Source organism: Oleiagrimonas soli (assembly GCF_000761445.1).
Classification (GTDB): Bacteria; Pseudomonadota; Gammaproteobacteria; order Xanthomonadales; family Rhodanobacteraceae; genus Oleiagrimonas; species Oleiagrimonas soli.
Window position 1 is genome coordinate 738,205 of the sequence record NZ_KN196470.1, and the last position, 15,327, is coordinate 753,531.

13 protein-coding genes are annotated in these 15,327 nt (G+C 62.5%); 10 read left to right on the top strand and 3 right to left on the bottom strand.

From position 1 onward, the window contains the following. Positions 1-36: 36 nt before the first annotated feature. From LF63_RS16430 to LF63_RS03215, 3 genes are all read right to left on the bottom strand, one after another. Entirely contained in the window at positions 37-249 is a 213-nt protein-coding gene (locus tag LF63_RS16430; RefSeq protein WP_081945062.1) for an MbtH family protein, read from the bottom strand. A 105-nt stretch (positions 250-354) separates the two neighbouring features. Then, entirely contained in the window at positions 355-654 is a 300-nt protein-coding gene (locus tag LF63_RS15715) for a hypothetical protein (protein WP_152569237.1), read from the bottom strand. Between the two features lie 126 nt (positions 655-780). Beyond that, positions 781-2,145, bottom strand: a complete 1,365-nt coding sequence (locus LF63_RS03215) for an MFS transporter (RefSeq protein ID WP_043099595.1) — start codon at positions 2,143-2,145, stop codon at positions 781-783. Between the two features lie 212 nt (positions 2,146-2,357). Between LF63_RS03215 and cyoA the strand changes: the two genes are divergently transcribed. The 10 genes from cyoA (at position 2,358) to wecB (ending at position 15,308) form a co-directional block, all read left to right on the top strand. After that, complete coding sequence (gene cyoA, locus LF63_RS03220; protein ID WP_052394629.1) at positions 2,358-3,344, top strand: ubiquinol oxidase subunit II; 987 nt, start codon at positions 2,358-2,360, stop codon at positions 3,342-3,344. Between the two features lie 14 nt (positions 3,345-3,358). Beyond that, positions 3,359-5,377, top strand: coding sequence for a cytochrome o ubiquinol oxidase subunit I (gene cyoB, locus LF63_RS03225; protein WP_235205261.1), 2,019 nt, complete (start codon positions 3,359-3,361; stop codon positions 5,375-5,377). After that, positions 5,374-5,991: a cytochrome o ubiquinol oxidase subunit III gene (gene cyoC, locus LF63_RS03230; protein ID WP_043099596.1), complete on the top strand. Its 618-nt coding sequence runs from the start codon at positions 5,374-5,376 to the stop codon at positions 5,989-5,991. Before cyoB ends, cyoC begins: the two co-directional genes overlap by 4 nt. Then, complete coding sequence (gene cyoD / locus LF63_RS03235; RefSeq protein WP_043099598.1) at positions 5,988-6,374, top strand: cytochrome o ubiquinol oxidase subunit IV; 387 nt, start codon at positions 5,988-5,990, stop codon at positions 6,372-6,374. Before cyoC ends, cyoD begins: the two co-directional genes overlap by 4 nt. Then, positions 6,371-7,156 (top strand): SURF1 family protein, encoded by a 786-nt coding sequence (locus LF63_RS03240; protein WP_200877529.1) that lies wholly within the window; start codon positions 6,371-6,373, stop codon positions 7,154-7,156. The genes cyoD and LF63_RS03240 overlap by 4 nt, the downstream gene beginning before the upstream one ends. Positions 7,157-7,379: 223 nt before the next feature. Continuing rightward, positions 7,380-8,546, top strand: coding sequence for a trans-sulfuration enzyme family protein (locus tag LF63_RS03245; protein ID WP_043099600.1), 1,167 nt, complete (start codon positions 7,380-7,382; stop codon positions 8,544-8,546). 139 nt (positions 8,547-8,685) lie between these two features. Next, positions 8,686-9,438 (top strand): ABC transporter permease, encoded by a 753-nt coding sequence (locus tag LF63_RS03250; RefSeq protein ID WP_052395167.1) that lies wholly within the window; start codon positions 8,686-8,688, stop codon positions 9,436-9,438. After that, a complete protein-coding gene (locus LF63_RS03255) occupies positions 9,428-10,855 on the top strand; it encodes an ABC transporter ATP-binding protein (protein ID WP_043099601.1) in 1,428 nt (475 codons plus the stop codon). The genes LF63_RS03250 and LF63_RS03255 overlap by 11 nt, the downstream gene beginning before the upstream one ends. After that, positions 10,852-14,139, top strand: a complete 3,288-nt coding sequence (locus tag LF63_RS15160; protein WP_081945063.1) for a glycosyltransferase — start codon at positions 10,852-10,854, stop codon at positions 14,137-14,139. Before LF63_RS03255 ends, LF63_RS15160 begins: the two co-directional genes overlap by 4 nt. Positions 14,140-14,171: 32 nt before the next feature. Beyond that, a complete protein-coding gene (wecB, locus tag LF63_RS03265) occupies positions 14,172-15,308 on the top strand; it encodes a non-hydrolyzing UDP-N-acetylglucosamine 2-epimerase (protein ID WP_043099603.1) in 1,137 nt (378 codons plus the stop codon). Positions 15,309-15,327 lie beyond the last annotated feature (19 nt).

Here is a 15,327-nt window from a genome sequence, read left to right on the forward strand (position 1 = left end):
TGCGATATTGGTTTCGGTTATCTCGCCGGTATGGGTTTAAGCGGCGTTTTCCGCGTCAACCAGACTGCGTGGGCGCATATCTACCCAATGCGTTTCGATTTCATTCAGGCAGGTTGTCCGGTTATCTGGACCGAAGGTGTGCGACCACCCGTCAGGGGTGGGGATGGCGTGGGGCCATAGCGAATGCTGGCCCTCGTCGTTTACCAGAACGATAAAGCGGGCGTCGTTGTCGTCGAAAGGATTCGTCACAACACATCATCTCCATATGGTGTCAACACGAACTTCGCGAGAATGCAGTAGATTGCTGGCGCAACCCTTCGCTGGGTTTTGCCTAGGGTGCCGGGGCGCTATTGATCACCGAGCTAAAAAATAATAGCACCAGGTATTTTGCATATTTGTGAAAGGCGTCACTCGATTTGGCGTATTGAATGCTTGAGTAAGGCGGCATGGTGTCGCTTTATTCATGGCCGAGACGTCGTGAAAATTCATGCGCTCATGCGGATACCGTTGACTGATGTTTGCCGGCGAGGCCAGCTCTTTGGCGATTTTTTCGGATGTTTCGTGTGCGAAGTGCGTCGCTCTGGTTCGTTCGTCGTCGACCACGCGTTGCACGCAGGCTTGGCGCGTGCGCGCTGCTCTTTGCAGGCGGGACATGGGCGTTTGATGGCGCGATACCTTGCAGGGATGTGCATAGCGTTCGCCGTTCGATGCCAACGCGCAGGCAAAAAAGAACGGCCGGCATGATGCCGGCCGTTCATGTAGGCAAGGAAGGTTCCGGACTCAGGACGCCGGCGTTTCCTGTTCCTGCGGCCAGTCGTTGGGCAGGCCGCCCGCGCGGCTGATCCACAGCGCGCCGAGGGTGCCGATGGCGCCCGACAGCAGGTACAGGCCGACGTAGCCCACGCCCAGGTACACCGACAGCGACAATGCCACCAGTGGCGCGAAGCCGGCGCCGATCAGCCAGCCGAGGTCGGAGGTGATGAGCGCGCCGGTGTAGCGGAAATAGGTGCGGAAGCTCGAATTCACCGCGCCGGCCGCCTGCGCGTGTGAGAAGCCCAGCAGACCGAAGCCGAGGATGATGAACAGATAGCCTTCGGTGGTGCCGCCGTTGAGCATCACCGGCGTCCAGCCGCTGTAGATCGCGATCAGCACGCCGAACACGGCCAGCGTCATGCGTCGGCCGAAGCGGTCGGCGATGCGGCCGGAGATGAACATGCAGGGGATGGCCACGGCGGCGCCGATCAACTGCACGATCAGGAAGGTGGCGACGGACTGCTTGGTGAACAGCAGCGCCCACGACAGCGCGAAGATGGTCACCAGATGGAACAGCGCGTAGCTGGCCAGCGGCGCGAAGGCGCCCAGCGCGATGGCGCGGCCTTGCGAGCGCACCAGCTCGCCGACCGGCGAGGGTTCCAGGTCGCGCAGCTTCAGCAGCGTCGCGTATTCCGGCGTGACCACCAGACGTAGGCGTGCGAACAGAGCCACGACGTTGATCGCGAAGGCCACGAAGAACGGATAGCGCCAGCCCCAGTTGAAGAATTCGTCCTGGGTCAGGTTCAGCAGCAGGTAGGCGAACAGGGCGGCCACCAGGATGAAGCCGATCGGCGCGCCGAGCTGTGGAATGGAGGCATACCAGCCACGACGCTGGCGCGGCGCGTTCAGCGCCAGCAGCGAGGCCAGGCCGTCCCAGCTGCCGCCGATGGCGAAGCCCTGGCCGAAGCGCAACACCGCCAGCGCGATGATGGCCCAGGTGCCGAGTGCGTCGTAGCCGGGCAGAAAGGCGATGCCGGCGGTGGTCGTGCCGAGCAGGAACAGCGCGGTGGTCAGCTTCGCGCCGCGACCGAATTCGCGGTGCAGCAGCAGAAAGAACAGCGAGCCCAGCGGGCGTCCGATGAACGCCAGCGCGAAGATCGCGAACGAATAGAAAATGCCGTCCAGTTCGCTGGCGAACGGGAAGAACACTTTCGGGAAGACCAGCACGCAGGCCAGGCCGAAGACGAAGAAATCGAAGAACTCGGAGATACGCCCGATGACCACGCCGATGGAAATTTCACCGGGCGTGACATGCGAGGAATGAGCGTGCGCCGCGTCTTCGCGGGGCGGAGCGGTCGGCTGACCGGCGGTCGGGACGTGAGGGGTCGACATGGTGTTTCCGTGGGTCGTTTGCGGGCTATGGGCCGGCGTGAACATGCAGAAGGGCGCGGCGGGAGGGCGATACGGGGAGCCTCGACGCGCTTGCTCTACAAGTATGCACCCGTCCGCGCGGATCGAACATGAGACAAATTGTCCAATCGGCAAACACGCCCCGAGCGTTTACCATACGAAAGCTGTCCCCCTCCCCCCGTATACTAGTGCCCATGTCCGTGAAACGACTGCGCGGCCTGTTGCTGCTTTTCCCGGCGCTAGCGCTGGGCGGCTGCCACTACGTGCTGCTTGACCCCTCCGGCGACGTCGCGCGCCAGCAAAGCGACCTGATGATCGCCTCGGCGGTCCTGATGTCCCTCATCATCGTGCCGGTGCTCATCGCCGTCGGCGTGATCGCCTGGCGCTACCGCGCTTCCAACAAGAAGGCCGTCTACGATGCCGAGTGGGATCATTCCACCTATCTCGAGCTGATCGTGTGGGCGGCGCCGCTGCTGATCATCATCGCGCTGGGCGCGATGACCTGGATCGGCACGCACCAGCTCGACCCGTACCGTCCGCTGACCCGCATTGCCGAAGGCCGCGCCGCCGACGTCAAGGGCCAGCCGTTGCAGGTCGAAGTGGTGTCGCTGAAGTGGAAGTGGCTGTTCTTCTACCCGCAGTACGGCATCGCCACGGTCAACGAGCTGGCAGCGCCGGTGGATCGGCCGATCCAGTTCAAGCTGACCTCCAGCGACATGATGGATTCGTTCTTCGTGCCGGCGCTGGCGGGACAGATCTACACCATGCCGGGCATGCAGACCGTGCTGCACGCGGTGATCAACAAGCCGGGCGATTTCGACGGCTTCTCCGCCAACTACAGCGGCCACGGCTTCACCGACATGCGCTTCCGTTTCCACGGTCTCAGCCCGCAGGCGTTCGAGCAGTGGGTCGCCAAGGTGCGCGCGGGCGGACATGACCTGGACCGCACGGCCTACGACCAGCTGCATCAGCCCAGCCGCGACGAGCCCGTGCACTACTACGCGCACTACAGCGCCGGATTGTACGACCGCATCCTCAATCGCTGCGTCGACCCCGGTCAGATGTGCATGAGCCAGATGATGGCGATCGACGCCCGCGCCGCCCAGGGCGCGCACGGCGAGATGCACATGCCGGCCGATGCTTCCTCGCAGGCGCCCGCGCACGACGCGGCGACGCACTGAACCGCTTTTCCGAGATGCAAGCCATGCCAAACCGTTCCGCATTCTGGAATTTCCTGCTCGGCCGCCTGTCGATGGACGCGCTGCCGCTGCACAACACCATCGTCGTCGTCACCTTCATCGTGGTGGCGCTGGGTGGCGCCGCACTGCTGGGCGTCGTCACCTGGAAGCGCCAGTGGGGCTACCTGTGGACCGAGTGGTTCACCAGCATCGACCACAAGAAGCTCGGCATCATGTACATGATCCTGGCCACGGTGATGCTGTTCCGCGGCTTCGCCGACGCCATCATGATGCGCGCGCAGCAGGCCATTGCCTTCGGCGACAACATGGGCTACCTGCCGCCGCATCACTACGACCAGATCTTCACCGCGCACGGCGCGATCATGATCTTCTTCGTGGCGATGGCCTACATCGTCGGCCTGATGAACTACGTCATGCCGATGCAGATCGGTGCGCGCGACGTGGCGTTCCCGTTTCTCAACAATTTCAGTTTCTGGCTGACCGTGTCCGGCGTGCTGCTGTTCATGGTGTCGCTGTTCATCGGTGACTTCTCGCATGCCGGCTGGCTGGGGTATCCGCCCGTCTCGGAGCTGCACCAGAGTCCCGGGCCCGGCGTCGACTACTACATCTGGGGCCTGCAGCTATCGGGCCTGGGCACCTTGCTGACCGGCATCAACTTCGTCGTGACCATCCTCAAGATGCGCGCGCCGGGCATGTCGCTGATGAAGATGCCGATGTTCACCTGGACCACGCTGTGCACCAGCGGCCTGATCGTGGTGACGTTCCCGATCCTGACCGCCACGCTGCTGCTGCTGTCGCTGGACCGCTACATTGGCACGCACTTCTTCACGGCCGCGCTGGGCGGCAACGTGATGATGTACATCAACCTGATCTGGATCTGGGGCCACCCGGAGGTGTACATCCTGATCCTGCCGCTGTTCGGCGTGTTCTCCGAGATCGTCTCGACGTTCTCCGGCAAGCGCCTGTTCGGCTACTCGTCGATGGTCTACGCGACCGTTTCGATCATGATCCTGTCCTACCTGGTGTGGCTGCACCACTTCTTCACCATGGGTTCGGGCGCGGACGTCAACTCGTTCTTCTCGTTGACGACAATGATGATCTCGATTCCCACCGGCGCGAAGATCTTCAACTGGCTGTTCACCATGTACCGCGGACGCGTGCGTTTCGACGTGCCGATGCTGTGGACGATGGGCTTTTTGTTCACCTTCACCATCGGCGGCATGACTGGCGTGATGTTGTCGGTGGCGCCGGCCGACTTCCTGCTGCACAACAGCCTGTTCCTGATCGCGCACTTCCACAACGTGATCATCGGCGGCGTGGTGTTCGGCATCTTCGCCGGCATCAACTACTGGTTCCCGAAGGCGTTCGGCTTCCGCCTCGATCCGTTCTGGGGCAAGTGCAGCTTCTGGTTCTGGCAGATCGGCTTCTGGTTTGCCTTCGGTCCGCTGTACATCCTGGGCTTGATGGGCGTGACGCGTCGTCTCAGCCACTTCACCGATCCGAGCCTGCAGAAGTGGTTCATCATCGCCGCGTTCGGCGCGTTCCTGATCCTGCTCGGCATCCTGTCGTTCGTGATGCAGATCTACGTCAGCATCCGTCATCGCGAAAAGTACGCGGTGGGCCACGATCCGTGGGGCGGCCGCACGCTGGAATGGCAGACCTCGTCGCCGCCGCCGCCGTACAACTTCGCCTTCGTGCCGAAGGTGCACGAGCGCGATGCCTGGACGCACATGAAGGAATCCGGCTACCAGCGTCCGCTGCAAGGCTTCAACGACATCCACATGCCCAAGAGCACCGCCACCGGCGTGGTCCTGTCGGCGCTGGGTTTCGTGTTCGGCTTCGCGATGGTCTGGTACATCTGGTGGCTGGCCGCGGTGTCCTTCGTGGCGCTGATCGCCTACGCCATCCATCACACATTCAATTACGACCGTGACTATCACGTGTCTGCCGACGAAGTGAATCGATTCGAGCACGCCGGCAACTGGGCGACGGATCCACAGGAGGTGCGTGCATGAACGTCATCGCGACTGAATCCACCGCGCAGGACTTCTACTGCCGCGAAGAGCCGCATGGGCACAACGGAACCCTGCTCGGGTTCTGGATCTACCTGATGAGCGACTGCTTCATCTTCGCGGCGCTCTTCGCGTGCAACGCGGTGCTCGGCACCAGCTACGCGGCCGGCCCGACCGGGGCCGACGTGTTCGATCTGACCGGGCTGGCCGTCAACACGGCGCTGCTGCTGGTTTCGTCGGTCACCTTCGGCTTCGCCATGCTGGAGATGACGCGCAAGCGCAAGCGCGCGATGCTGGGTTGGCTGGCCGTGTCCGGCTTGCTGGCGGCCGCCTTCGTCGGGCTGGAAATCCACGAGTTCGTGACCATGATCGCCGAGGGCGCGGGTCCGGACCGTAGCGCGTTCCTGTCCTCGTTCTTCATTCTGGTGGGCACGCACGGCCTGCACGTGACCGTCGGCATCCTGTGGCTGATCGTGCTGATGGTGCAGCTCGGCAAGCACGGCCTGCACGAGGCCAACATCCGCCGTCTGCAGTGCCTGAGCATGTTCTGGCATTTCCTCGATCTGATCTGGGTCGGCGTGTTCAGCTACGTCTACCTGGTGGGAGTGTTGCGATGAATTCCCCGTCCACGACCGAACACGCGCATGACGACGCGATGCACGCGCATCACGGCAGCCTGCGCAGCTACCTGACCGGCTTCGTGCTGGCGGCGATCCTCACCATCATTCCGTTCTGGCTGGTGATGGGGCACGTCATCGAGAGCCGTCAGGCCACGATCATCATCGTGCTGGCGCTGGCGGCGGTGCAGATCCTCGTGCACATGATCTTCTTCCTGCACCTGGACACGCGTTCGGAGAACGGCTGGAACATGCTGGCGCTGATCTTCACCGGCGTGCTGGTGGCGATCGTGCTCGGCGCGTCGATCTGGGTCATGTACAACGAAAACGCGAACATGATGCCGATGTCGCCGCAGTACATGCACCACAAGCAAGGCTCGTGACCTCGGCGCCGCCCAACGTTCCGTCTTCGCAGGGAACGCGGCGCGGCGCCTTCAAGCGCACGGCCTTCGCCACGTTCGCGTTGGCGGCCTTCGTCGGTTTCATCCTGCTGGGCAACTGGCAGGTGCGGCGGCTGCACTGGAAGCTGGCGCTGATTCACGACGTGAATACGCGCGTACACGCGCCGCCCGTAGCGGCGCCCGGTCCCGCGCAGTGGCCGCAGATCGAGGCCGGTCACCAGCAGTATCTGCACGTCACGCTGCATGGTCGCTTCATCGACGGTGCGCCGACCCTGGTGCACGGCACCAGCAAAGACGGCTACGGCTTCTGGGTACTGGCGCCGCTGCGCACGGATCGCGGCTTCGTGGTACTGGTCAATCGCGGCTATATTCCCGCGAGCATGCCGGGCACGTCGGCGATGCGACAGGTCGCGCCGCCGAGCGGCGACATCACGCTGACCGGCCTGCTGCGCTTCAGCGAACCCGGCGGCGGTTTCATGCGGCCCAATCGACCTGCGCAGCATCAGTGGTACTCGCGCGACGTGAAGGCCATCGCTGCCGCGCGGGGTCTTCCGTCTGCGCAGACCGCGCCGTACTTCGTGGATGCCGATGCGGACACGGCGAAGGGCGCCTGGCCGTTGGCCGGTCAGACCGTGATCCACTTTCCCAATCACCATCTCAACTACGCCATCACGTGGTATCTGATGGCGCTGGGCACGCTGCTGGGCGTCGTGGTGGCGGTCCGGCGTGAGCGGCGAGGGCGGCGCGAGCACGACGCAGAGTAGCCACCGTGTCCGGTCGTCGGTGACTCCTGCGGAGCGGTCTGCACTGCGCATCTATCCTGGGTTATGCGTGATTGGATCGTCCCTGTTTGGCGGGTGATGAGACAGCTGCTCGTGCGCGCGTGCCGTGGTTCGCGAAAGGCGGGGCCGACCCGCTTCGGGCAGGCCGAGACGCATGCCATAATGCGCAATTGCCGTTCGCAGCCACTTACCACGGGATGTACGCATGAATCGCAAGAAAATGCCTACGAGTCATGGGCTTGGGACTCGCGCCATTCACGCCGGGCAGACCCCCGATCCGTCCACTGGCGCGATCATGACGCCCATCTACGCGACCTCAACCTACGTCCAGGAAAGTCCGGGCAAGCACAAGGGCTTCGAGTACTCGCGTTCGCAGAATCCGACCCGCATGGCCTACGAGCGCTGCGTGGCCGATCTCGAGGGCGGCGTTGCCGGCTTCGCCTTCGCTTCCGGACTGGCGGCGGCCTCGACCGTGCTGGATCTGCTCGATTCGGGCAGCCACGTCATTGCGATGGACGATCTCTACGGCGGCACCTATCGTTTGTTCGAGCGCGTGCGTCGACGTTCGGCAGGGCTGGACTTCAGCTTCGTCGACCTCAACGACACCCAGGCGCTGAAGGCCGCCCTGAAGCCCGAGACGCGCATGATCTGGGCCGAGACGCCGACCAATCCCATGCTCAAGCTGGTCGACCTGAAGAAGGTCGCCGCCTTCGCGCAGAAGCATGGACTGATCCTGGTCGTCGACAACACCTTCTGCTCGCCGATGGTGCAGCGTCCGCTGGAATACGGCGCGGACCTGGTGCTGCATTCGGCGACCAAGTATCTCAACGGGCACTCGGACATCGTCGGCGGCGTGGTCGTGGCCGGCAGCGACGAGCTGGCCGAGCAGATGGGCTTCCTGCAGAACTCGGTCGGCGCCATCGCCGGACCGTTCGACGCCTTCCTCGCCATGCGCGGCCTGAAGACCCTGCATCTGCGCATGCGTCAACACTGCGAAAGTGCGCTGGACCTGGCGAAATGGCTGGAAAAGCACCCGCAGGTCGAGCGCGTGATTTATCCGGGGTTAAAGAGCCATCCGCAGCATGCTCTGGCAAGGCGTCAGATGAGCGGCTTCGGCGGTATCGTCAGCATCGAAGTCAAGGGCGGCCTGCGCAAGGCCAAGCGCATGCTCGAACGCTGCCACCTGTTCGCCCTGGCGGAATCGCTGGGCGGTGTGGAAAGCCTGATCGAACATCCGGCCATCATGACGCATGCGTCCGTGCCGGCGGCCAACCGCAAGCGGCTGGGGATCAGCGATACGTTGATCCGGCTTTCGGTGGGGGTGGAAGATCTTGCCGACCTTCGGGACGAACTCGACTCGGCCTTGAGTTGATTACGCTAGTCATCGGTCCGATGCCAGGTGACGGTATGACCTTGTGCGGAGTAAGGACTTGAATACAGCGTCGACATCCTCACGATTCTGGCGCTGGCGGGATGCGCTGAGCGTGTTCGGTCGGCATCGCTCGCTGACGATGGAGCTAACCAAGCGCGATGTTCTGGGCCGATATCGCGGAGCCAGCTTCGGTCTGTTGTGGTCGCTGATCAGCCCGTTCTTGATGTTGATGGTGTACTCGTTCGCGTTCGGTTTCGTCATGCGCGCGCGCTGGCCGCAAATGCAGCAGCACGACACGCATTACTCGATCATCCTGTTCGTCGGACTGATCGTGCACGGCTTCTTCGCCGAATGCCTGAATCGCTCTCCGAACCTGATCACTACCAATGCGAATTTCGTCAAGCGAGTGATCTTTCCGCTGGAAATCCTGCCTTGGTCGATGATGCTTTCAGCGCTTTTTCACACGCTCATGAATTTCGTCGTATTCCTGGCGCTGCACCTGATCCTCGATCACACGCTGACGTGGACGACGGTGTTGCTGCCAGTGGTCATGCTGCCTCTGGTGATTCTTGCGATGGGTGTGTCATGGCTGCTTGCGGCGCTTGGCGTGTACATGCGCGACATCGGACAGATCACCGGCGTGCTCGCCACCGCGATGCTGTTCCTGTCGACGGCGATGTTTCCGATCGATGCCTTGCCTCACCGGTATCAATGGCTGCTGCGACTGAATCCATTGACCTTCATCATTGACCAGGCGCGCGCCGTGACGCTGTGGGGACACATGCCGAACTGGGGTGGACTTGCTGTCTACACCGTGTGCAGCGTCCTGATCTTCATGGGTGGATTCGCGGTGTTCAGTCTGACGCGTCGAGGTTTCGCCGATGTCATCTGAACACGTGATACGGGTCGAGGGTGTGACGAAAGTCTTCCCGGTCTACGACAAGCCTTCGCATCGGCTGCTGCAGATGCTTTCGCCCGGTCGATCCAAGCATCGCTGGTTCCGAGAGTTTCGGGCGTTGCACGACGTCAGTCTGGAGGTTCGTCGAGGAGAGACGCTCGGTATCGTCGGACGCAATGGGTCCGGAAAATCCACCCTTCTGCAGATCATCTGCGGCACGTTGCAGCCTTCGGTCGGAGACGTACATGTCTCGGGACGAGTGGCCGCTCTGCTCGAATTGGGGGCCGGCTTCAATCCGGATTTCACCGGCAGGGAGAACGTTTTCCTGTATGGAACGGTGTTGGGTCTGACCCGTCGCGAGATCGAGCAGCGGTTCGACGAGATCGCGGCGTTCGCCGATATCGGCGAGTTCATGGAGCAGCCGGTTAAGAATTATTCCAGCGGCATGTATGTGCGCCTGGCGTTCGCGGTCGCCGTTAACGTCACCCCCGATATCCTGGTGGTGGACGAAGCCTTGTCGGTCGGCGACGAGGCTTTCCAGCGCAAGTGCTTTGCGCGCATCGACCGAATCCGCGATGAGGGTGCGACCGTGTTGTTCGTCTCGCATTCGGCGGGCATCGTCACGCAACTTTGCGATCGAGCCGTATTGCTCGATCATGGTGAGTTGCTGGTGGGAGGGTCGCCGAAATTCGTCGTTTCGCGCTATCACAAGCTGCTTTACGCTCCGCCCGAGCGGTTGCAGGGGCTGCGCATGGCCATCGCGCAGGAAATGTCGGATGCGGACGAGCGGTGCGACAAGGGGGGCGGTGAAGACGACGCCGACCTGCTACCAAGCGATCGGGACGATGCGCAATTGGTGAAGTCCTCGCGTGAGCGCCCCTTCTCGGAGGAGGGCGAGGATTCGCACGGCTGGTTCGATGAGGGCCTCGTGCCCAAAAGCACGGTTCGCTACGATACGCGCGGCGCGCTGATCGGAAAGCCTCATCTGGAGACTCCGGCGGGACGCAAGGTGAACGTTTTGCGTGCCGGCGATGAATACGTGTACGTGTACCGCGTGAAATTCACCGAAGCCATGAAGCGGGTGCGCTTCGGCATGCTGATCAAGACGCTTACCGGGCTCGATCTTGGCGGCGGAGCCAGCAGCCTTCCGGATCAATCGCTTGATGTCGTCGAGGCCGGGTGCGAGATCGAGGCGCGATTCCGATTCCGCTGCATGCTCGATTCGGGCGTCTATTTCCTGAATGCGGGAGTACTCGCTCGGCTTGGCGAGGAAGAGACCTATGTCGATCGGTTGATCGACGCAGCCATGTTCCGCGTGATGCCGCAACCGGAGCGACTGGGTACCGGTATCGTGGATTTCGGCGTGCGGCCGCAGGTGGACATGGTGGAATCGAAGGAAGCGGGTGCATGAGTACGGAAAGATCGCAGAAGCGAGCCTTGCTGATTGCTGGCATGCATCGAAGCGGGACATCCGCGCTGACTCGCGTGATCAACCTGCATGGCGCTGCACTGGGCACGCACCTGCCCGAACCTGCCCATGACAATGAGCGCGGGTTTTGGGAGAACCAGCGGTTCGTGGCATTCCACGAGCGTTTGCTGTCCATGCTGGCGTCGGACTGGTCCGATCCGCGGCCGTTGCCCTCCGACTGGTTGCAGCAGGCACGGGATATGGGGTGCGAAGACGAGTTGTGCCGTCTGATCACCGAAGAATTCGGCGATGCCGAGTTGTGGGCCGTAAAGGACCCGCGCATCTGCCGTTTTCTGCCGTTGTGGCTGAGCGCTCTGGGGCGCTGCGATATCGAGCCCGCGGTGATTCTTGCCTCGCGTAACCCCTGTGAAGTGGTCGGTTCGCTGCATCGCCGGAACGGTCTGGGTGCGGCGACGTCCGCGATCCTGTGGCTGCGGCATCTGACGGAGCCGTTGAACGCTTCCGAACAAACCGCGCGCTGCGTTGTGGAGTACGAGTCCCTGTTGACGGACTGGCGAACCAGCATGCAGCAGATCGCCAACCGCCTGGAACTGCGGTGGCCGATTCTCAGCGAGACCTGCGCCGGACCGGTGGAGCAGTACCTCGACGCCGGTTTGAGACACGAAGTGTCCTCGCCCACGCAGGATGCCTGTCCGGTAGCCTGGCGGTCGGACATCGACGATATCCACGCTGCCTGCAAGGAGCTGGATCGCAGCGGAGCCGGCTGGGACAAGCTGCGGGCTCATGGCGATCGATGGTTGAGCAAGGTGGATTTCTGCGCGCCACTGTTACAAGACATGCTGCCATCCTTTATGCATGACAACGCGCAAAGGGAGCGGGAACAGCTTGGCAAGGATCTCGAGGTCTACAAGGGCGAGGCGAAGCGCCTCTACGCCGAGAACGAGGCGCATGTCGAGCAGATCGGTGCATTGCAGTTGCGGTTGAGCGAAGCTCGGCAGCAGGTTGAGGCGATCAGTCGACGGGTTGCCGATCTCGAAGGCGAGCTTGCTGCGAAGACGGCCGAGTCGGTGCAACTGCGTGGCGAGCTCGCGAAAGCCCGTGCCCGGATGCGTGTTCTGGAGCATGCGAAACATGAACTCGACATGGTCCTGGGTAGCCGCTCCTGGCGCTGGATGCGGCCGTTCAGAGTCATCATGCGGACCTTGCACAACCGAGGTCTCGCAGCCGAGGATCGCGCGGCGTTGCGACGCATGTTCAAGAACGATCCGCGGGCGTCGGCGCATCCGGCGAGCGCATTCATACAGGCGGCATCCGCAGCGCATGACGAATGTGAGCCAGGCGTGGTGTCGACGTCTGCGCGCAGCGCGATGGTGCAACCGGTCAGTCAGGGTGGTGACTGCCGGGACTATTTCGTCTTCTCGGTCATCGACTGGCACTTCCGGACGCAGCGTCCGCAGCATCTGGCGCGGGAGTTGGCCAAGGCCGGTCGCCGAGTGTTCTACATTTCCAACAATTTCATCGATCGCGACGTGCCCGGCTTCGAGGTCGAGCAGTTGGACGAAGCAGGTCGCCTGTTCCAGATACGCCTGTACCTGCGTGGTGCACCGGCGATCTACCATGCGCTTCCGACCAGGGATGAATTGGACAGGCTTCGCGCCAGCATGGCGGAGCTTCTTGCGTGGACGAACAGTTGCGGATGCGCGTCGCTGGTGCAGCATCCCTATTGGCTCGAGACGGCCCGCATGCTGCCGGACAGCCGCATGGTCTACGACTGCATGGATCATCACGGTGGGTTTGCCGACAATACGCCGGAAGTGCTGGCGCGCGAACGTGATCTCATGCAGATGTCCGATCTACTCGTCGTGACCTCCGACTGGTTGCGCGACGAAGTCGCCGAGTACAACGAACATGTGGCGCTGATCCGCAATGCGTGCGAGTACGAGCATTTTTGCGAGGTGCCGGAAGAGGTGTACCGCGATGCTGAAGGACGCAAGATCATCGGCTACTACGGCGCGATCGCGGAGTGGTTCGATCTCGATCTGATCGAGAAGGTCGCGCGCCGATTTGCGGATTGCTTGGTGCTTCTTGTCGGCGCCGATACTGCCGGTGCGGCCGAGCGGCTGGAGCATCTGGACAATGTCGAGTTCATCGGCGAAGTGCCCTACGCGATCTTGCCGCGCTATCTCGCCGCCTTCGATGTCTGCCTGCTGCCTTTCCAGGTGATTCCGCTGACGCTGGCGACCAATCCGGTGAAGGTCTACGAGTATCTTTCGGCCGGCAAGGAGGTTGTCTCCGTCGACTTGCCCGAAATCGCCCAGTTCGGCGATCTCGTGCATCGTGCGTCGACGCACGAGGCTTTCGTCGAAGCGGTCGGCGAGGCGCTCGCTTCGCCAGCGGGCGCCGAGTGGATTGCGCAGCGCAGGGCGTTCGCTTCGCGTCAGACCTGGTCGCACCGCGTGAGCGATCTCATGGCCGGCATGCAGGCGCTTCCGACGCCGCGGGTCAGCGTGATCGTGGTTACGTACAACAATCTCGAGCTGACCAAGACGTGTCTGCGCAGCCTGGAGCAGCACTCGCACTATCCGGACCTGGAGATCATCGTCGTCGACAATGCATCGGCCGACGGTTCGCCAGCGTTTCTCCGTGCGTGGGAAAAGGGCGGTGAACTGCGACGCGTGGTTCTGAACGACGATAATCGAGGGTTCGCCGCGGCCAACAACCAGGGGCTGGCGCTGGCGAGTGGCGAGTATCTCGTGATGCTCAACAACGACACGCACGTGACGCCGGGCTGGATCGCCACGCTCAAGGCGCATCTGCAGCATCATCCCGAACTGGGCATGATCGGTCCGGTCACCAACAACATCGGCAACGAAGCCCGCATCGACATCTCCTACGAGGGGATGGATCAGATGCTGGTGGAGGCCGCGCGCTATACCCGCAGGCATGCCGGCATCATCACGCCGTTGCGCACCGCGGCATTCTTCTGCGTCATGCTTCCCCGCGAAGTGTACGAAAAGGTGGGTCCGCTGGATGAGGCCTTCGGCGTGGGTTTCTTCGAGGACGACGACTACTGCAGGCGCGTCGAGAAGGAAGGCTGGAGCGTGGCCTGCGCGGATGATGTATTCATCCATCACCACTTGTCCGCGTCGTTCGACAAGATGAAGCAGGAAAAGCGCAAGGCGCTGTTCGAGACGAACAAGGCGCTTTACGAAAAGAAATGGGGCACCTGGGTCGCCCATTCCTATCGTAAACCGAAGCGGCATTGATCCAAGGAGAAGTGGTACTCGTGAATGGTGGCATGAACGAAAAGAAGCACCTGCTGTGCATCGTCGGCACTCGCCCCGAGGGCATCAAGATGGCGCCCGTGATCAAGGCGCTTAAGCAGGCATCCTGGGCGCGGGTCACCGTGCTGGCGACCGCCCAGCACCGCGATCTTCTCGATCAGGTGCTTTCGCTGTTCGACATTCGTCCGGACATGGATTTGAACATCATGAAGGACAACCAGTCGCTGTCGGAGCTGACTTCACGTCTTCTGACGCGCTTGGACGAGGCTTTCGCCGAACTTCGACCCGACATCGTGCTGGCGCAGGGCGACACGACAACGGTAATGACCGCCGCACTGGCCGCGTTCTACCGGCGCATTCCGTTCGGGCACGTCGAAGCTGGACTGCGGACGCACGACATGGCCAATCCGTTTCCCGAGGAAATGAATCGTCTGGTCGCCGGTCATCTGGCGCGGTGGCACTTCGTGCCGACCCAGCGTTCGCGCGCCAATCTGCTCCGCGAGGGCATCGACGAGCGTGCCATTCATGTCACCGGAAATACCGTGATCGATGCGCTGCTCGAGATTGCCGAAAAGGAATGGCCGCTGGACGTGCCTCTCGACGACGCCCGTCGTCTGGTCTTGGTGACAGCCCATCGGCGTGAGAACTTCGGTGCGCCGCTGCGCGAGATCTGCAAGGCGATCCTTCGCTTGGTCGATCACCACGAGGACATCGAGGTGCTCTATCCGGTGCATCCGAATCCCAATGTACGCGCGGTGGTCGCCGAACTGCTTTCCGGTCATTCGCGAATCCATCTGGTCGATCCATTGGAGTACGCTCCGTTCGTGGAGGCACAAAAGCGCGCACATCTGATCCTCACAGACTCGGGTGGGGTACAGGAGGAGGCACCGGCGCTCGGCAAGCCGGTCCTGGTCATGCGCGTGGAAACCGAGCGTCCCGAGGCCGTGGAAGAGGGTGTGGTGCGTCTGGTCGGTACCGACGAGGACGAAATCTTCACGCAGGCGAGCCGACTCTTGAGCGATGCCCAGGCGCATGCAGCGATGGCGCGTGGCGTGTCGCCCTATGGGGATGGTCATGCAGCTTCTCGAATCGCCGATATTCTCGAGCGTGACCTCGCTGGCGCTGACGGGGTCGTGGTCGGCAGCGTCTAGACACCGCGTTCGAGGCAGT